This is a genomic window from Parahoeflea olei (assembly GCF_001703635.1).
GTDB lineage: Bacteria > Pseudomonadota > Alphaproteobacteria > Rhizobiales > Rhizobiaceae > Hoeflea > Hoeflea olei.
On sequence record NZ_LQZT01000034.1, the window covers coordinates 377212 to 395581 of the forward strand.

At 65.3% G+C, this 18370-nt stretch carries 15 protein-coding genes and 1 pseudogene; 12 read left to right on the top strand and 4 right to left on the bottom strand.

What is annotated here, in order from left to right:
* Nucleotides 1-12: 12 nt before the first annotated feature.
* A complete protein-coding gene (locus tag AWJ14_RS16630; protein ID WP_066181655.1) occupies nucleotides 13-927 on the bottom strand; it encodes a LysR substrate-binding domain-containing protein in 915 nt (304 codons plus the stop codon).
* Nucleotides 928-1325: 398 nt separating this feature from the next.
* Between AWJ14_RS16630 and AWJ14_RS16635 the strand changes: the two genes are divergently transcribed.
* The 6 genes and pseudogenes from AWJ14_RS16635 to AWJ14_RS16655 all read left to right on the top strand — a co-directional run bounded on the left by AWJ14_RS16635 (nucleotide 1326) and on the right by AWJ14_RS16655 (nucleotide 7096).
* Nucleotides 1326-3146: an SLC13 family permease gene (locus AWJ14_RS16635; protein ID WP_066181658.1), complete on the top strand. Its 1821-nt coding sequence runs from the start codon at nucleotides 1326-1328 to the stop codon at nucleotides 3144-3146.
* 19 nt (nucleotides 3147-3165) lie between these two features.
* A complete protein-coding gene (locus AWJ14_RS16640) occupies nucleotides 3166-3915 on the top strand; it encodes an arginyltransferase (protein WP_066181661.1) in 750 nt (249 codons plus the stop codon).
* Nucleotides 3916-4027: 112 nt separating this feature from the next.
* Entirely contained in the window at nucleotides 4028-4939 is a 912-nt protein-coding gene (locus AWJ14_RS16645) for a DMT family transporter (protein WP_066181665.1), read from the top strand.
* Nucleotides 4940-5056: 117 nt separating this feature from the next.
* Nucleotides 5057-5794: a DUF3750 domain-containing protein gene (locus AWJ14_RS16650; RefSeq protein WP_066181668.1), complete on the top strand. Its 738-nt coding sequence runs from the start codon at nucleotides 5057-5059 to the stop codon at nucleotides 5792-5794.
* A gap of 37 nt (nucleotides 5795-5831) precedes the next feature.
* Nucleotides 5832-5993 (top strand): annotated as a pseudogene (locus tag AWJ14_RS23125) (IS110 family RNA-guided transposase); the annotation flags it as partial.
* A 425-nt stretch (nucleotides 5994-6418) separates the two neighbouring features.
* Entirely contained in the window at nucleotides 6419-7096 is a 678-nt protein-coding gene (locus AWJ14_RS16655) for an alpha/beta fold hydrolase (RefSeq protein WP_066181671.1), read from the top strand.
* Between the two features lie 91 nt (nucleotides 7097-7187).
* On the opposite strand, the gene AWJ14_RS16660 is transcribed toward AWJ14_RS16655, so the two are convergent.
* The gene (locus AWJ14_RS16660) at nucleotides 7188-7436 is read right to left on the bottom strand and encodes a hypothetical protein (protein ID WP_066181673.1); all 249 of its coding nucleotides are present in this window, start codon (nucleotides 7434-7436) and stop codon (nucleotides 7188-7190) included.
* Nucleotides 7437-7487: 51 nt separating this feature from the next.
* Nucleotides 7488-9734 carry a DNA topoisomerase IV subunit A gene (gene parC / locus AWJ14_RS16665; RefSeq protein WP_066181676.1) on the bottom strand — a complete coding sequence of 749 codons (2247 nt, stop codon included), beginning with the start codon at nucleotides 9732-9734 and terminating at the stop codon, nucleotides 7488-7490.
* Between the two features lie 174 nt (nucleotides 9735-9908).
* Between parC and AWJ14_RS16670 the strand changes: the two genes are divergently transcribed.
* From AWJ14_RS16670 to AWJ14_RS16685, 4 genes are all read left to right on the top strand, one after another.
* A complete protein-coding gene (locus AWJ14_RS16670; protein ID WP_066181679.1) occupies nucleotides 9909-10259 on the top strand; it encodes a YciI family protein in 351 nt (116 codons plus the stop codon).
* A 5-nt stretch (nucleotides 10260-10264) separates the two neighbouring features.
* Nucleotides 10265-11521, top strand: a complete 1257-nt coding sequence (locus tag AWJ14_RS16675) for an RNA polymerase sigma factor (protein WP_066181682.1) — start codon at nucleotides 10265-10267, stop codon at nucleotides 11519-11521.
* 144 nt (nucleotides 11522-11665) lie between these two features.
* Nucleotides 11666-12880 (top strand): hypothetical protein, encoded by a 1215-nt coding sequence (locus AWJ14_RS16680; RefSeq protein ID WP_066181780.1) that lies wholly within the window; start codon nucleotides 11666-11668, stop codon nucleotides 12878-12880.
* A gap of 147 nt (nucleotides 12881-13027) precedes the next feature.
* Nucleotides 13028-13210, top strand: a complete 183-nt coding sequence (locus AWJ14_RS16685) for a hypothetical protein (RefSeq protein ID WP_066181684.1) — start codon at nucleotides 13028-13030, stop codon at nucleotides 13208-13210.
* A gap of 105 nt (nucleotides 13211-13315) precedes the next feature.
* Here AWJ14_RS16685 and aspS read toward each other — a convergent pair whose 3' ends face one another.
* Nucleotides 13316-15103, bottom strand: coding sequence for an aspartate--tRNA ligase (gene aspS, locus AWJ14_RS16690; protein ID WP_066181687.1), 1788 nt, complete (start codon nucleotides 15101-15103; stop codon nucleotides 13316-13318).
* A 302-nt stretch (nucleotides 15104-15405) separates the two neighbouring features.
* Here aspS and AWJ14_RS16695 point away from each other — a divergent pair, with 302 nt between their 5' ends.
* Together AWJ14_RS16695 and rnd are read left to right on the top strand one after the other, a co-directional pair.
* Nucleotides 15406-16701 (top strand): MFS transporter, encoded by a 1296-nt coding sequence (locus tag AWJ14_RS16695; protein ID WP_066181689.1) that lies wholly within the window; start codon nucleotides 15406-15408, stop codon nucleotides 16699-16701.
* A 15-nt stretch (nucleotides 16702-16716) separates the two neighbouring features.
* Complete coding sequence (gene rnd, locus AWJ14_RS16700; RefSeq protein WP_066181781.1) at nucleotides 16717-17862, top strand: ribonuclease D; 1146 nt, start codon at nucleotides 16717-16719, stop codon at nucleotides 17860-17862.
* Nucleotides 17863-18370: the final 508 nt, after the last annotated feature.

Genomic DNA, 18370 nt, shown 5'->3' on the forward strand with positions numbered 1-18370 from the left:
ACCGCGTGAGGCTCAGGCGCCGGCCGTGTCTTTGCCAGCGCCGGAGCCGAAGCTTTCGCCGATCCAGTCCGCGAACCGGGCGGCCGGCGGCGACAGCCGCGCGAAATCCCGCGCCACCAGAAAATAGGCCCCGTACCGGATCGGCCTGTCGAACACCTGGACCAGCCTTCCCGCACGCAGGTCGGCCTCCACCATGCGCCGCTCGAGCAGGCCGATCCCCTGGCCGTCAAGCGCCGCCTGCCGCACCAGGCCGCCATCGGCATAGACAGGGCCGCGCCGGACCGTGGTGGGGGCAACGCCCGCTTCCGCGAACCATTGCTCCCAGATCGCCCGGCTGTCCTCGTGCAGCAGCGCGTGGCGGTCGAGATCCTCGGGCCTGGAGGGCAGTCCCTCCGCCTCGAACAGGGAGGGCGCGGCCAAGGGCACCATCTCCACATCGTAGAGCCAGCGCGACTGCGTGCGTGGCCAGCGGCTGCGGTGGGCGCTAAAGCGGATCGCAAGCTCGGCGTCTCCGGCGCGGAACCCGGCCAGACGTGCGGTCGAATCGACGTTCACGTCGATGCCGGGGTGCCCAGCGCGGAAGCCGGACAGGGCCGTGACCAGCCAGCCGGCGGCAAATGAGGGCTCGACGCTGACGGCCACCTCGCCCTCCCCGGCGCGTTCGGCCGCCGCGGCGAGGCCGTCGCTGATCGCATCGAACGCACCGGTCAGCACCTCGATCAGTGCAGCGCCCTCGCGCGTGAGGCTCACTCCGCGGTGATGGCGCACGAACAGCGCGCAGCCGAGCGAGCACTCCAGCTCGCGGATCTGCCGGCTGACGGCCGCCTGGCTGACAAAAAGCTCTTCGGCCGCGCGCGTGACGCTCTCCAGCCGTCCGGCCGCCTCGAAACTGCGCAGCGCGGTCAAGGGCAATCGGCCCCGCTTCATTCGCATAACCTCAAGTCAATCGAAGCCGACCCATAGCTCGTTTGAAAAGCGCCGGCAAGGAGCGCTTGCTGAAGGCCAAAGGAGCAAGGCCATGGCACACCTGTTCGAAATCCTGCGCGAAGCGCTTCTCCTGCTCACCTTTCAGCACCCGGCCCGGCGTCCCGATCCGCATCCCGCCGGCCCCAAACACCGTTGCCGCAGCCGGTGACGCGGGCGGCACTGGCCGGCACAGCTGTTTTGCCAGACCGGCGCCAGGGGATAAATCTTCCCCTCCCGGGCATGGATTGATCCGCAGCATTGCGCGGCAAATCGCACTGCGGGAAAATTCGCCCTAGGCTTGCATGGCGGCGAGGCTGTAATGTGGCCGCTCTCTCGTGCGAAGGGGTCGCCACGCATACATGCCCGATTTTCATCTTATCGCGACGTTCGTCATCATCGCGGCCACGATCCTTGCCTATGCCTCGGAGCGCTGGGCGATGGACACGGTCTCGCTGGTTGCGTTCGCTGTCGTGCTCGGCCTGTTCGGCCTGTTTCCCTATACCGGGCTCGACGGCGACCGGCTTGATCCCGAACGGCTGCTGTCGGGGTTCTCCAACCCTGCGCTGGTCACCGTGATCGCGCTGCTGATCGTCGGCCAGGGCCTGTTTGCCACCGACGCCATGGAGCGTCCCGCGCGCATGCTGGGCAAAATGGGCGGGGCGGCGACGTTCCGACCGGCGCTTTACATCCTGGCCGGCGCGGCGCTGATCTCGGCCTTCCTCAACAACACCCCTGTGGTGGTGATCTTCATCCCGATCCTGGTGGTGATCGCGGCGCAACGCTCGATCTCGCCGAGCCGTGTGTTCATTCCGCTCTCCTACATGACCATCCTCGGCGGCATGACCACGCTGATCGGCTCGTCGACCAACCTGCTGGTGGCAGGTGTTGCGCGCGACTACGGCATCGATGTCGGTTTTTTCGACATCACCGGCATGGGCGTGATCCTGGCGCTGGTCGGCGGCGTCTATGTGCTCGGCGTGCTGCCACGGGTGCTGCCCGAGCGCGAAGCGGAACTGTCGTCGGTGGCGCGCTCGGGGGCGCAGTTCATCGGCGAGATCACGCTCCATCGCGACCATCCCTATGTCGGCATCCAGGCCAAGGCCGGGATGTTTCCGGGTCTCGGCGATCTCACGCTGAGGCTCCTGCAACGCCGCGACGTGCCGGTGCTGCCGCCGTTCGAGGACATGACGCTGTCGGCCGGCGACACGCTGGTGGTGAGCGGCACGCGGCGCGCCTTCTCCCGGGCGCTGTCCCGCGGACGCGCGGCCCCCAAGACCGATGACGGAGGGGCCGAGGACAGCGTGAGCGAACTGCCGCCCGGCCCCGACTATCATCTCGCGGAAGCCGTGATCGCGCCAGGCTCGCGCTATGCCGGGCGCACCATCCAGCTCTCGGGCCTGAGACCGCAATTCGGCATTTCCGTGCTCGGCGTGCAGCGCAAGAGCCGCATGGCCCGTTCGGCGATGTCCGACATCCGGCTCGAGCCGGGCGACACGCTGCTGATCGGCGGCCCGATGGACGCGATCGCGCAACTGCGCGGCAACCACGACCTGCTGCTGCTTGAGCATTCCGCCGAAGCCGTGCCGCAATCGCGCAAGGCGCGAATCGCGGTCGCCATCTTTGCAAGCATCGTGCTGCTGTCGGCCTTCTCGATCGTGCCGATCGTGGTGGCGGCGGTCGCCGGCGCGGTGCTGATGCTGCTGACGGGCTGCCTGTCGCTGCTGCAGGCCTCGCGGGCCTTCGATCGGCAGATCTTCCTGCTGGTGGGAACCTCGGTGGCGCTGGCGACCGCGCTCGAATCAACCGGCGGGGCCGCCCTGATCGCCAACGGCACGCTCGGCCTGATGCACGGTGCGCCGGCGAGCGTGATCCTGTCGGTGCTGTTCCTGGTGATGGCGCTGTTGACCAATATCCTGTCCAACAACGCCACCGCCGTGCTGTTCACCCCGATCGCGCTCGGCATCGCCAACGGCATGGGGGTGTCGCCGCAACCCTTCATCGCCGCAGTGATTTTTGCCGCCAATGCCTCGTTTGCCACGCCGATCGGCTACCAGACCAATCTTCTGGTGATGGGCCCCGGGCGCTACCGTTTCGGCGATTTTTTGCGCGCCGGCACGCCGCTTGTGCTCATCATCTGGTTGACCTTTTCGTTACTTGCGCCATGGTACTACGGATTGTGAACGGCTCCGAACCCTTGGCATGATGAATCATCCCGTCAATTCCCCGCAGTTTTTCCTGACCGCGCCCTCGCCATGCCCCTATCTCGAGGGCCAGGGCGAGCGGAAGGTGTTTACCCATCTCGTGGGGGAAAAGGCGCCGGAACTCAACGATCTTCTGACGCAAGGCGGTTTTCGGCGCTCGCAGAACATCGCCTACCGTCCGGCCTGCGAATCCTGCCGCGCCTGCATCTCGGTGCGCATCCTTGCGCTCGAATTCGAGTTCAGCCGCTCGATGCGGCGCAATCTGGCCGCCAATGACGACCTGGTCGCCACGGAATATCCGGCCGAGCCCTCGAGCGAGCAGTTCAAGCTGTTCCGCCGCTACCTCGACAGCCGCCACCAGCGCGGCGGCATGGCCGACATGAGCATCGGCGACTATGCGATGATGGTGGAGGATTCCCATGTCGACACCCGCATCATCGAATACCGCAGGCGGACCGAGGGCGACGGCGTCTCCGAGACCCCCGCGGGCGAACTGATCGCGGTCGCGCTGACCGACCGCATGGGCGACGGGCTGTCGATGGTCTATTCCTTCTACAAGCCCGAGGAAACCTCGCGGTCGCTCGGCACCTTCATGATCCTCGACCACATCGCCCGCGCCAAGGCCGCGGGCCTGCCGCATGTCTATCTCGGCTACTGGGTCAAGGGATCGCGCAAGATGGAATACAAGACCCGGTTCCTGCCGCAAGAGCACCTGATGGCGCAGGGCTGGCAGCGCTACGAGCCGTAACGTCCCGGCGCGCCGCGACGCCAGGTCCGGTGCGCGGCCCCTCCCCTGATTGCCCAGATTTCCTGATTTCCCCCGCCTTTCCTCCCGGTTTCGTCACCAAGGCCGTCCTTTGATGCAGGGTCACATTCAACAGGCGGCCGAGCACCGCAAGGGCCTGGCGATCACCGCGATCGGCGGGCTGATGCTGACGGCCGACATTCCGTTGATCCGGCTGTCCCAAAGCGATACCTGGTCGGCGCTCGCCGTCCGCAGCACGCTGACCGTGCTTGTGGCGCTCGTCGCCTTCGGCATCCTCCGCTTCGCCCTCAAGCGTCCTGTGCCGATCATCCATGGTCGGGCCGGGCTGCTGGTGATCACGCTTTACGGCCTGGCCTCGATCAGCTTCATCCTCGCCGTCTACTCCACTTCCACCGCCAATCTCGTCTTCATCCTGGCGTTCAACCCGATGTTCTCGGCGTTGCTGGCCTGGTGGATCGCCGGCGAGAAACCCAGGCCGCAGACCTTCGCGGCCATGGTCGTGATGATCCTCGGCGTGCTCCTGATCGTCGCCGACGGCCTCAAGGCCGGCAACACCACCGGGGACCTGCTGGCGCTCGCCACGAGCCTGATGCTGGCGGGTGCGATCACGGCGAGCCGCAAGGCCCGGGTGGACATGGGCTTTGCACCGCTGGTCGCGGCCATCGTGCCGGCCGTGATCGGCCTGGCGATGGCCGGCGGCCCGTCCGGCGTCACGGTCGCAGCCCCCGGCTGGCTGGCCCTCAACGGCCTGTTCGCCATCCCGATCGCCTTCTGGTGCCTGGCCACCGGCCCGCGCTACATCTCGGGTCCGGAGGTGGCGATGTTCTACCTGCTCGAGACGATCCTGGCGCCGGTCTGGGTGTGGATGATCTTTTCGGAAGCGCCGACGCCGCTCGGCCTGCTGGGCGGGGGCGTGATCATCGTCGCGCTGGTCAGCCATTCGCTGTGGCAATTGTCGTCACACCGCCGGGCGGTGCGCACGCTGGCGCCGCGCCATCCGGTCTGACACGGCCGCATCGCGCGAGCCTGCCCTATTGTCGTCCCATCCCCCTGCTTGACTGGTTCACGACCGGCGCCGCCTCTGGCCCGGGCCAGTGCTGCCACCCCGCATACGGAATATCCCTTGCCACGCCTGAAATATCTATTCCTGATCCTGCTGCTCTGCTTTGTCGCGCCCGCACTCGCCTCGCTCGGGGTGCGCGCCGCCAGTTCCCATCCGGGCTCGTGGCGCAGCGCCGACTGGTCGTCGGCGGGGCTGCTCCCTGCCGCCACCGAGCAGTCCGAGCCGGCGGTCTATGTGATGGCGGCACGCACCGGCGGGCTCAAGGGCGGGCTCGCGGTGCACAGCTGGATTGTCACCAAGCCTGAAGGCGCTTTGCGCTACACCCGCTACGACAAGGTCGGCTGGGGCAACCCGATCCGCGTCAACGGCTATGACGCCGACGGGCGCTGGTATTCCAACACGCCCGAGATCCTGCTTGCCCTCCAGGGAGCCGAGGCCGCGCGGCTGATCCCGAAGATCGAGGCGGCGGTGAAGGCCTATCCCCATTCGGGACGCGGCGACTACAGGATCTGGCCGGGGCCGAATTCGAACAGTTTCGTCGCCCATGTGCTCCGCGCCGTGCCCGAACTCGGCATCGTCCTTCCACCCGAAGCGGTGGGCCGCGACTACCGGCCCTGGGGCGAGTTCGTGACGGTGACGCCCGACGGGCGCAATGTCGAATTCTCGCTCGGCGGCTATGCGGGGCTTGCCGCGGGCACGCTCTACGGGGTGGAACTCAGGCTCGGCGGGCTGGTGTTCGGCCTTGATGTCAACCGTCCCGGCATCAAGCTGCCGGGCTTCGGGCGGATCGGCGTCTGAGACGCGGCGTTACCGTCCGGCGCGAACGCACTTCTGCCACGACGTTGAGCTTGCGGAAATCATGGAGCCATTGCTTGCCGGACGGCGCAAGGTGCGAGAAGGTCTTGCCAAACCGGAGAAGAGGGTTCTGGCCGAGGCGAAACAACACGACGTTTGCAGGCGGCTGATGACGGTGCCTGGCACTGGGCCGATCGTCTCGCGGTCGTCATGCACCGCATGGGGCTGGATGGCACCGAGTTCCACTCGACAAGCGAGAACACCGTCTCAACGGCCACGGCATGACAATCGGCTCTGGAGGCATTCGAATCCAATTCCGTGTAGCAGCGGAAAACGTCCTTCCCAGACGAGATGCTGTGAGTTCGAGGCGTCGCTAATACCGATGATCCGTCATCAGAATGCAGCCCAGACTGGACCACTTGATCTCCTGGAACCCATCATGGGAGGGCTGAGTGCCGATCCGGGAGATAAGCGCAGCCCTCGAAAAGACGTTGAACGCTGCATCACCCGGACGCAGATAACACCTGCTCCTGTAGAGCAACGCTTTCGGCTGGAAAGCGCCAATCGTAGACATACGCTATGCGAAAATTGTTGGCCGCACGGTACCAGCCGAGCTAGTTGTCTTGAATGAAGATAGTCATTTTACCGGGCTTGGATGGAACTGGGAAACTGTTATCGGAGGCAAGAGCACGACTTGAGCCGAAACACGTTGTCTCAGTGATCCAGTACCCACCACACTTGTATCGATATGAAGACCTCCAGGTTTGGGTAGAGAACCTTCTGCCCGAGGACGATTTCATCATCGTCGCGGAGTCCTTTTCCGGGCCACTGGCGGTGATGCTGTCCGACAAAAAACCTCGCGGCTTAAAAGGCGTGGTTTTTGTCGCGACGTTTGCGAAAACACCCGTGAAGTTGCCCTCTAACTGGACTTACGCGCTTGAAATCATACCACTCAAGTCCCGCTTGATCACGTGGTTAGCCCAACCGCTCCTGATGGGCAAATGGTCGGAAAGGGAATTTACAGCGAAGTTCGCGCATGCGATGCAGCTCGTGCCGGCCAGCACGATTGCAGGCCGGTTAAGGGAGGTGCTGAAAGTCGATGTCGCCGAGAAAATTGGGCGATTGCCCATCCCTTTCATATATCTTTCGGCAACGCGTGATCGACTGGTGCCGTCGAGAATGGCACTGGATTTTGCACTCGCCCCTGACGTCATTTTCGAGATCGACGGGCCTCACTTTCTGTTGCAAGCCAATCCTTCCCAGTCTGCCGCGCATGTATTGAGCTTTGCCGCTCGTGTCAGCTGATCTTCCTTCACAATTCCGGCAACGCAGGCCAAGAGGCGACAATCAACCGAGCAGGAATTCCCCTCGGCGCGTTTCGCATCTGCGCACGCTATTACAGGTCAGAAAAAATGACCGCTTTCGGCCATTTGCGGACGAACCCTTGCTTTTTTGGATGACGGAGAGACGGCACAGAGCATGACCTCAGCCCGCCGATTGGAGAAGCTTCGGTGGTGAACTCCTTGGTCTTGCCGCTGCCGCGCGCGCTGCGGGCGATGAACAGCTTGGTCAGCTCATCGCCGTTGACGGCGACGAAGACCAGGATGTTCCGGTCTTCATCGCGTGCCGGGCGGATCTCAACCATGGCCGGCTCCGGCGGCGGGGAAACGAAAAGTCGGCATCCCCGGCGCTTCCGTCAGCTGAACTTGCCGGAACGGGGGAAGCCCTTGGGCACCAGGCGGCCGGCCTGGGCGCGGTCGGCGATCCACTCGGTGAGTTCGTCCTTCTTGCGGTTGTGCATGCGCCCGGCGCTGTCTTCCCAAGTCAGCCCCTCTTCCATCGCGAAGCACTTGATGTCGGCGATGCCGCCGTCCTTGTAGCGCTGCAGCCGCACGCCCTTGCCGCGGCTCATTTCCGGCAATTGCGCAAGCGGGAAGATCAGCATCTTGCGGTTGGCGCCGATCACGGCGACATGATCGCCGCTCACCGGCACACACAGCCGCGCCTCGTCGGGCAGGCTCACATTCATGATCTGCTTGCCCTTGCGGGTGTTGGCGACGAGTTCGGTCTCGGCAACGATGAAGCCGTTGCCGGGTGTGGAGGCCAGAAGCAGCTTGCGCGCGGGGTCATGCACGAAGGCGGTCAGCACCGCCTGGTCGTTGTCCATGTCGACCATGATGCGGATCGGCTCGCCATGGCCGCGCCCGCCCGGCAGCTTGTCCGCGCCGAGCGTGTAGGCCTTGCCGCCGGTGGTGAAGATCACGATCTTGTCGGTGGTGTGCGCCGGGAACGCGAGCTTGAGCGCGTCGCCGTCCTTGAACTGCAGCGAGCCGTAATCGCTCATGTGCCCCTTGAGCGCCCGGATCCAGCCCTTATCGGAGATCACCACCGTGATCGGCTCCTTTTCGATCATCGCCTGCTCGATGGCCGCGAGATCGGCGACCGGCGCCTCGGCAAAGGTGGTGCGGCGGCGGCCGAGATCGGTCTCCTTGGAGAAGGTCTTGCGGACATTGCCGATTTCCCAGGCAACCGTCTGCCACTGCTTGGCCTCGGAGGAAAGCAGCGCCTCGATATCGGCCTTCTCGGCGGTCAGGGTGTCGAACTCCTTGCGGATTTCCATTTCCTCAAGCTTGCGCAGCGAGCGCAGCCGCATGTTGAGGATGGCTTCGGCCTGGATGTCGGTCAGCTCGAAGGTCTTCATCAGCTCGAGCTTGGGCTCGTCCTCCTCGCGGATGATGCGGATCACCTCGTCGAGATTGAGATAGGCGATCAGGAACCCCGAGAGCAGCTCAAGACGCCGCTCGATCGCCGCCAGCCGGTGGCGCGAGCGGCGCTGCAACACCTCGCGGCGGTGCGCCAGCCATTCGCTCAGCACCTCGGCCAGGTTCATCACCTTCGGCACCTTGCCCATCGACAGGACGTTGAGGTTGAGCGGAATCCGGCTTTCGAGCTCTGACAGCCGGAACAGCGATTCCATCAGCAGGGTGGGATCGACGGTGCGGCTCTTGGGGACCAGAACCAGCCGCACGTCCTCGGCGGATTCGTCGCGCACGTCGTCGAGCAGCGGCAGCTTGCGGGCGATCAGCAGCTCGGCGATCTTCTCGATCAGCCGTGACTTCTGAACCTGGAACGGCATCTCGGTGACGACGATCTGGTAGCCGCCGCGACCGGTGTCCTCGACGTTCCACTTGGCGCGCACGCGGAAGCCGCCGCGGCCGGTCTTGTAGGATTCGAGGATCGACTCGCGGCTGTCGATGACGACGCCGCCGGTGGGGAAATCCGGTCCCTCGACATAGTGCAGCAGGTCCTCGACGGTGGCCTCGGGCTTGCGGATCAGGGCCAGCGCCGCATCGCAGAGTTCGGCAGCGTTGTGCGGCGGGATTGAGGTCGCCATGCCCACCGCGATGCCGGTGGCGCCGTTGGCGAGCAGGTTCGGAAACGCGCCCGGCAGCACCACCGGCTCGCTGTTTTCCTCGTCATAGGTGGAGCGGAAATCGACCGCGTCCTCGTTGATGCCCTCGATCAGCAACTCGGCCACCGAGGTCATCTTTGATTCGGTGTAACGCATGGCCGCAGCGCTGTCGCCGTCGATATTGCCGAAATTGCCCTGCCCTTCGGCGAGCGGATAGCGCACCGAAAAATCCTGCGCGAGGCGGACCAGCGCATCATAGATCGACTGGTCGCCGTGGGGGTGGAAGTTACCCATCACCTCGCCGACGATCTTGGCGCATTTCTTGTAGGAGCCGTTCGACCTCAGCCCCATCTCGCTCATCGCGTAGACGATGCGGCGGTGCACCGGCTTCATGCCGTCGCGCACATCGGGCAGCGCCCGGTGCATGATCGTCGACAGCGCATAGGACAGATAACGCTCCTCGAGCGCCTGTTTCAGATCCACGGCCTGGATGTGGTCGCCGCCGCCGGGCGGTATCAAGCTTTTTCCCATGCCGCTGGCTTAGAGGAAGGGGTGATTCGGAGCAAGCCGCGCGGCCGCGGCCGAAAGGCAAGACTTTTTTCGCAGCCTATGTCGAAACGGGCTCCGCCCGTTCGTCCACTTGTCGTAAGCTCAGGCTCCGGCGGGCACCGCTGTGGCCTTCCCTCACTGAAAAGGAAACAGACCATGAAATATCTTGCACTGATCTATGCGGCCCCCGGCGCCGGACCGGATTACGGCACGCCCGAGTTCGGGCCCTATATGGACGGCTACCGCAAGGCGACCGAGACCTACCGGCGCGACGGCGTCCTGCTGGGCGGCGAAGCCTTGCAGGACACATCGACGGCCACCACCGTGCGGGTGCGAAACGGCAAGACCGAAACGATGGACGGGCCCTTTGCCGAAACCAAGGAACAGCTCGGCGGCTTCTACCTGTTCGACTGCGCCAATCTCGACGAGGCGATCCGGTATGCGGCGATGATTCCCTCGGCCGAACACGGATCGGTGGAAATCCGGCCGATCATGGACGTCGGCTAGACAGCATGGCATCGGACGCTGCCGGGCAGGACGCAAGCGCGCGCGAGGCCATCGAGGCGCTCGCGCGCGCCGACACCGGCCGCCTGCTCGGCGCGCTGCTGCGCGACATCCGCAATCTCCAGATGGCCGAGGACTGCCTGCAGGACGCGATGGAATCGGCGCTGGTGCACTGGAGCCGGAACGGACTGCCGGCGTCACCCGCCGGCTGGGTGCTGCAGACCGCGCGGCGCAAGGCCATCGACCGGATCCGGCGCGCGCGCAATTTCGACCGGAAGAGCGAGCAATACGGGCACCTGATCGCGCTCGACCAGCAGGCCCGGGAAAGCGAGGAACCGGCGGACATTCCCGACGAACGGCTCAGGCTGATCTTCACCTGTTGCCACCCGGCGCTCGAAAGCAAGACCCGCGTTGCCCTGACGCTGAGAACCCTGTGCGGATTGACGACGCGCGAGATCGCCCGCGCCTTTGTCGACAGCCCCGAAGCGATGGCGCAGCGGCTGGTCAGGGCGCGCCACAAGATCACCAGGGCCGGCATTCCGTTCGAGATTCCCGACCCCGCGCGCTGGGACGAACGGCTCAACTCGGTGCTCTCGGTGATCTATCTCACGTTCAACGAGGGCCATTCGGCCACCGAGGGCGCACGCCCGCTGCGCGACGAGCTGTGCCTCGAGGCGATCCGGCTCGGCCGGCTGATGCTGGAGCTCGCGCCCGGCAACGCCGAATGCGAAGGCGTGCTCGCGCTGATGCTGCTGACCCATGCCCGCGCCGCGGCGCGGTTCGACGATCAGGCAAGGCTGATCCCGCTCGACCGGCAGGATCGCGGCCTGTGGGCGCCCGAAAGGATCGAGGAAGGCCGGCAGTTGCTCGACCGGGCGCTGGCGCGTGCCCGGCCCGGCCCTTTCCAGATCCAGGCGGCGATTGCCGCACTGCACGCCGAAGCTCCGAATCACGCCTGCACCGACTGGCGCCAGATCGTGCTGCTCTACGAGGCTCTGCACGGCTTGGCGGGCAACCCGGTCTACCTGCTCAATCGCGCCGTGGCGCTGTCCTTCGCCGCCGGACCGGAACAAGCGCTCGCGGCCCTTGGGGCAATCGAGGCCGAGCTCGACGATTACCAGCCGTTCCACGCCGCCCGTGCGGATTTCCTGCGCCGCGCCGGCCGGCACGAAGAGGCAGGCCAAAGCTACCGGCGGGCAATCGCGCTCAGCGCCAATGACAGCGAGCGGCAGTTCCTCGCCGAGCGTCTGGACGGGATCGCTTGAAGCGGGGCACGAGCTGCGCTACGGCCTCAACAGCACCACAATGCTGTGGACGATGGCGGGGCAACAAACCAGTATCGGCTGTCTCCGCGCGCACGCCAAGCACGCAGGCAGCAATAACCAAATCACATGCAGGAGATCAATTTGATGTCATTCCAGTTTTCGCCATCCCGCCTCCTTTCAACTTCCGTGATGGCGATTGGACTTGCGTCGGTCTCGCTGCCGGCCTGGGCGCTCGACGCCGACGATTTCGCCACCAAGGTTGCGGCCCTGGCGACCCGCGGCGGCGCCAAGTTGAGCTTCTCCGCGGTCGAACCGGACGGCTCCACCGTGGTTCTCAAATCCGTCCGGATCGAAGTTCCGGATGCCAAGCCGCTCGCCATCGGCGACGTCACGTTTGAAGGCGTGGAGGAAGAGGATGACGGCAGCTATTATGTCGAGCAAGCCCTGTTTCCCTCCGTCGACATGGAGAAGGACGGCGCCCGCCTGACCGTGGATGACATCGCCATGACCGGATTGACGGTGCCGGCGGAGCCGGTCTCGGACGAAACGTCGCTTGACGGGCTCAGCCTCGCCTACGGCATGTCCACGGGACCGATCAAGGTCGTCAAGGACGGCAAACAGCTGTTCTCCATGTCCGGGATCGAACAGACGACCGAGCGCGCGGATGACGGGTCGAGCCTCGCGGTCGACTTCGAAGGCTCCGACATCATGATCGATCTGAGCATGGTCGAGAACCCCAAGGTCAAGGATGCGCTCAGCTCGATGGGCTACACCAGCCTGCATGGCGACCTGAAGCTCAAGGGCACCTGGGACATCGAGCCCGGCATCCTGGACCTGAGCGAATATTCCCTCGCCCTTGACGATGTCGGCCGCCTGGCAATGTCGTTCCAGATCTCCGGCTACACGCTCGACCTGGTCAAGGCGCTGCAGCAGGCGCAGGCCGCCGCCGCCGCCAACCCCGATCCGCAGGCCGCCCAGCAGGCCATGGGGCTCGCATCGCTGGGCTTGATGCAGCAGCTGAACTTCGTCTCCGCGAAGATCACGTTCGAGGACGATTCGGTCACCGAAAAGGCGCTGGCCTATGCTGGCAAGCAGCAGGGCATGTCCGGCGAGCAGATGGGCATGGCGTTCAAGGGCATGCTGCCGCTGATGCTGGGCCAGCTCGGCATCCCCGCGCTGCAGCAGCAGGTCTCCGCTGCAGCGAGCACCTATCTCGACAATCCCGGCAATATCACCATCACCGCCAAGCCGGCCAATCCGGTTGCGGTACCGGTGCTGATGGGCGCCGGCATGGGTGGCGATCCCAAGACGCTGGTCGACCTGCTCAACGTGCAGGTCACCGCCAACCAGCCGAACTGATTGCGGTGCAAAGCCGGGCCGCTGCGGGCGGCCCGGGTTGCGCGCGGGCGCGAGCGAGCGCAAAGGTTCGGCTTCCGATTCCCGCAAGGCTGGCGCGCCTCAAGCTCGTGCCGCCCCTTTTCCTCGCACCTGCACTGGAAACTCTCCATGATACGCTACAAGACCCTGCCGGCCGACACGCCGGCAGCCCCGAAGGTCGCAAAACCGGTCGCCACGACCGCCGAGCCGAAGGCACCTGCCCGCGCCAAGGGCAAGAGCAAGAAAGCGGCCAAGGCGCCCGCCCGGGACCTTCTGGACCTGCCGGCGGAGGGGGCCGGCGGCAAGGATTAGACAAAGTCTCCGATCAGGATTTCGGACACGAAAAAGCCCGGGAAACCAGATGGTTGCCCGGGCTTTTTGACGATCTGAGTCCGCCTGAAGCGGCTTCCCGCCGGCCTATTCGGGCTTGGCGGGAATGGTGCGCAGCGCCAGTTCGCGCATCTGTGCGGGCGTGGCCGGGCTCGGCGCGCCCATCAGCAGGTCCTGGGCCTGCTGGTTCATCGGGAACAGCGCCACTTCGCGCAGGTTCTTGGCGCCCACCAGGAGCATGATGACGCGGTCGACACCGGCCGCCATGCCGCCATGCGGCGGGGCACCGTACTGGAAGGCGCGGTAGAGGCCGCCGAAGCGCTCCTCGACATCGGCCTGGCTCAGCCCCACCTTCTCGAAGGCCTTGACCATCAGCTCCGGCGACTGGTTCCGGATCGAGCCCGAGGCGATTTCGAAGCCGTTGCAGACGAGGTCGTACTGGAACGCCTTGATGTCGAGCGGGTCCATGGTTTCGAGCGCCTCAAGGCCGCCCTGCGGCATCGAGAACGGGTTGTGGGCGAACTCGACCTTCTTCAGATCCTCGTCCCATTCGTAGAACGGGAAATCGACGATCCAGCAGAGTTCGAAACGGTCGCGGTCGACGAGGTTCAGTTCCTCGCCGGCGCGGGTGCGGGCGTCGCCCGCGAATTTCGCGAACTTGGCCGGGTCGCCGGCGGCGAAGAAGCAGGCGTCGCCATCCTCGAGCCCCATCTGCACGCGGATCGCCTCGGTGCGCTCAGGCCCGATATTCTTGGCGATCGGGCCCGCGCCTTCGAGCACCTCGCCTTCCTTGCGCCAGAAGATGTAGCCGAGACCCGGCTGGCCCTGGCTCTGCGCCCAGGAGTTCATCCGGTCGCAGAAGGCGCGGCTGCCGCCGGTCTTGGCGGGAATGGCCCAGACCTCGACCTTCGGGTTGTTGGCGATCATGCCGGCGAAGACCTTGAAGCCGGAGCCGGCGAAATGCTCGGTCACGGCCTGCATCTCGATCGGGTTCCTCAGGTCCGGCTTGTCCGAGCCATAGGTGCGGATCGCCTGGTCATAGGGAATGCGGCGGAATTTCTGGGTGACCGGCTTGCCTTCGGCGAACTGCTCGAACACGCCGCGCATCACCGGCTCCATCGTGTCCCAGACGTCTTCCTGGGTGACGAAGCTCATTTCCAGGTCGAGCTGGTAGAATTCGCCTGGCAGGCGGTCGGCGCGCGGGTCCTCGTCGCGGAAGCAGGGCGCGATCTGGAAATAGCGGTCGAAGCCCGCCACCATCAAGAGCTGCTTGTACTGCTGCGGCGCCTGCGGCAGCGCGTAGAACTGGCCGGGATGGATGCGGCTCGGCACCAGGAAGTCGCGCGCGCCTTCGGGCGACGACGCGGTCAGGATCGGGGTCGCATATTCGGCAAAGCCGATCTCGGTCATGCGCCGGCGCATGTCGGCGATCACCTGGGTGCGCTTGACGATGTTGCGATGGAGCGTCTCGCGGCGCAGGTCGAGGAAGCGGTATTTCAGGCGCACGTCCTCGGGATAGTCGGGCTCGCCGAACACCGGCAGCGGCAGTTCCTTGGCGGTCGACAGAACCTCGATCTCGCGGGCGAACACCTCGATCTCGCCGGTGGCGAGATTGGCGTTGACGGTTTCGGAGGTGCGTTCCTTGACCTCGCCGTCGATGCGGATCACCCATTCGCCGCGCACGGCTTCGGCGGTCTTGAAGGCGGGCGAATCCGGGTCGGCCACCACCTGGGTCATGCCGTAATGGTCGCGCAGGTCGATGAACAGCAGCCCGCCATGGTCGCGCACGCGGTGCACCCAGCCAGACAGCCGGACGGTGGCGCCGGCATCGCTCTTTCGAAGCGCGGCGCAGGTGTGGGAACGGTAGCGATGCATGGCAAATCCTCGGTGGCTGGAACCCGTGGGAGGCCGGTGCGACAGGCTTGGATCGCGGCTGCGGCGAAGGGTTCAAAATCGGGCGGAAAAGCGCATGACGCACCGGTTTTGTCAAGGCACAAGGGCGCAATCGGACTGTGCATTGGCGGCTTTTCGACGGGACGGCCCGGCATTTTCGCTGTACGCTCCCAGTCCTGTTTGCAGAACCCGACCGTTTCCCGAAGCCGCCCGTTTCCAAATCGCGCCTGATCGTCCAACCTGCCTCATTCCAAAACCCGCCTCATTCTCGAACCCGACCCGCCATGTCCTCGCTTCGTCCTCTCGTGCCCCTCCTGACCACCGCCGGCGTGCTGCTGGCGGGCAACGGACTTCAGGGCACCATGATCACGCTGCGCGGCTCGGTGGAAGGATTTTCGCCGACCGTGATCGGGCTTGCCGGCGCGGGCTATTATCTCGGCTTCATCATCGGCTGCTGGATGACGCCGCGGCTGCTCCGCACCGCAGGCCATATCCGCGCCTTTGCGGCGATGACGGCGGTCGCGGCCTGTGCCTCGCTTGCGATGGTACTGGTCATCGATCCGCTGTTCTGGTTCGCGATGCGGCTCGTGACCGGCATCTGCTTTGCCTCGCTGTTCGCCAATGTCGAAAGCTGGATCAACGCGCAGGTGACCAATTCAAACCGCGCGCGCACGCTCGCGATCTACCGCTTCGTCGATCTCGGCGCGGTCACCGCCTCGCAGTATCTGCTGCCGCTGGTGGGCATCAACGGCTTCGAGATCTTCGCGGTGATGACCATTCTCATCATCCTGTCGATCGTGCCGGTGTCGCTCGCCGACCGCTCCAACCCGGCCCCGCCCGCCCCGTTCTCGTTCTCGCCGAAACGGCTGTGGCTGGTCTCGCCGCTCGCCTCCGCGGGCGCGATCACGGTGGGGCTCACAACCGCCTCGTTCCGCTCGGTCGGGCCGCTCTATGCGGAAAGCCTCGGGCTCAACGTCGCCGACATCGCCTCGTTCATGAGCGCCGGCATCATCGGCGGCATCGTGCTGCAATATCCGCTGGGCTATCTTTCCGACCATATCAGCCGCCGCTCGGTGCTTCTGATGGCGACCTCCGGCTCGACCCTGTGCGGGCTGTTCATGGTCACCTTCGCGGGCCACAGCGTGGCGCTGAACCTGATCGGCATCTTCCTGTGGGGCGCGTTCACGCTGCCGCTCTACTCGCTCTCTGCGGCCCACGCCAACGACAAGGCCGAGCCCGGCGAATATGTGCAGATCGCCTCGGGGCTGATGTTCTTCTGGGCGATCGGCGCCTCGATCGGGCCGCTGATCTCGGCGATGCTGGTCGACTGGTTCGGCGCGCCGTCCTTCTTCGCCTTCATCTGCGCGATGCACGGCGCCTTCGTTCTCTACACCGTCACCCGCATCCTCCGCGGTGCGCCCGACGATCCCGGCCGCGGGCGTTTTGCCGGCCTGCTGCGCACCTCGCCGGTGTTCGCCCGCATGGCCGCGCAATCGGTCAACCGCGACATCGCCGACGCCGAGGGCGCGGAACCGGAGGACCGGCAAGAGGGGCAAGACAAAGCGCAATTTTCGGGGTAAAGGCCAATTATGGACATCATTACTACGACCGAGGCGCTTGCCGCCTTTTGCGCCCGCCTTGCCAGCCACCCCTTTGTCACAGTCGACACCGAGTTCCTGCGCGAGACCACCTACTGGCCCGAACTGTGCCTGATCCAGATGGCAGGCCCCGACGATGCCGGGATTGTCGACCCCCTGGTCGAAGGCCTTGATCTCACACCGTTTTTCGAACTGATGGCCAATACTGCAGTGGTCAAGGTGTTTCACGCCGCCCGCCAGGACATCGAAATTGTGGTCAACCGCGGCAATCTCGTGCCGCACCCCATTTTTGACACACAGGTCGCCGCCATGGTCTGCGGCTTCGGCGAATCGATTTCCTACGACCAGCTGGTGTCGCGCATCACCGGCGCGCCGATCGACAAGTCCTCGCGCTTCACCGACTGGAGCCACCGGCCGCTGAGCGAGAAGCAGCTCGATTACGCGCTCGCCGACGTGACGCATCTGCGCGACGTCTATCTCGAACTGGTCTCGCGGCTCGAGGCCGAGGGGCGCGGACACTGGCTGGCCGACGAGATGGCGGTGCTGGAATCACGCGCCACCTACGAGATGGACCCCGAGGATGCCTGGAAGCGGCTGAAGATGCGGGTCAAGAAGCCGGTGGAACTGTGCGTGCTCAAGCACGTGGCGGCCTGGCGTGAGCGCGAGGCCCGCACCCGCAATGTGCCGCGCGGTCGCGTCATCAAGGACGACGCGATCTACGAGATCGCCCAGCAGCAGCCCCGCGACGCCGAGGCGCTGGGGCGGCTCAGGACCATCGCGCGCGGCTGGGAACGCTCGGCGCAGGGCGCCAAGTTGCTCGAGGTCGTCAATGAGGCGCTGGCGACCCCGAAGGAGGAGATGCCGCGGCTGCCGCGCCACCGGCAGGCCCCCGAAGGCGCCCAGGCCGCGGTCGAGCTGCTTCGGGTGCTGCTCAAGATGACGGTCGAGACGGAGAACGTCGCCGCCAAGATCATCGCCTCCTCCGATGATCTGGAATCGATCGCCATCGACGGCGAGAACGCCGACGTGCCCGCGCTCAAGGGCTGGCGGCGCGATCTGTTCGGCGACCGCGCGCTCAAGCTGATCCGCGGAGAAGTGGCCTTGCGCTTCACCGGCAAGAAGGTCGACGCGCTCGATCTGTGAGGCGTGGCACGGCTCAAGGCGAGCCGTTCCGCCGGGAAGGAGTGTTTTCTTCACATCCCCCTTGCAATCCCATCCGGACAGGCCCATATTGACGTCAACAAGAGATTTGTCTCCGCCCTGACCACGGATGTACTGGCAGACGCGTTGAGGCAATATAGGAAGGTCGGTGCGAAATTTTTCGCCCGGCCTTTTTTATTGTTGCCCATTCTGCACCGCTCCGCGCCGGGACTTGGCTCTCCGCCGGGCATGCGCCCTGCCCGGTCCTCCCATCGCTTCGCCACACCCCTTGGTCCGGACCACCTGTCGCGCTGCCGCAAGCGCTCGAGAGGGCAGAGCGGAAGCTGTGCCGGCCGGGCTCCGCGCACCCGCAAGGCCGAAGGCGCCCGCCCTTCCCCCCGCTTCGCAAGACGTCTTCCGGCATGTGGGCACGCTGCCACTTGTCAGCATACCAACTAAAGCGTGTCGCAGCTTTTCAGATTCGGAATTCCCTGATTGATTTATTTGTGAT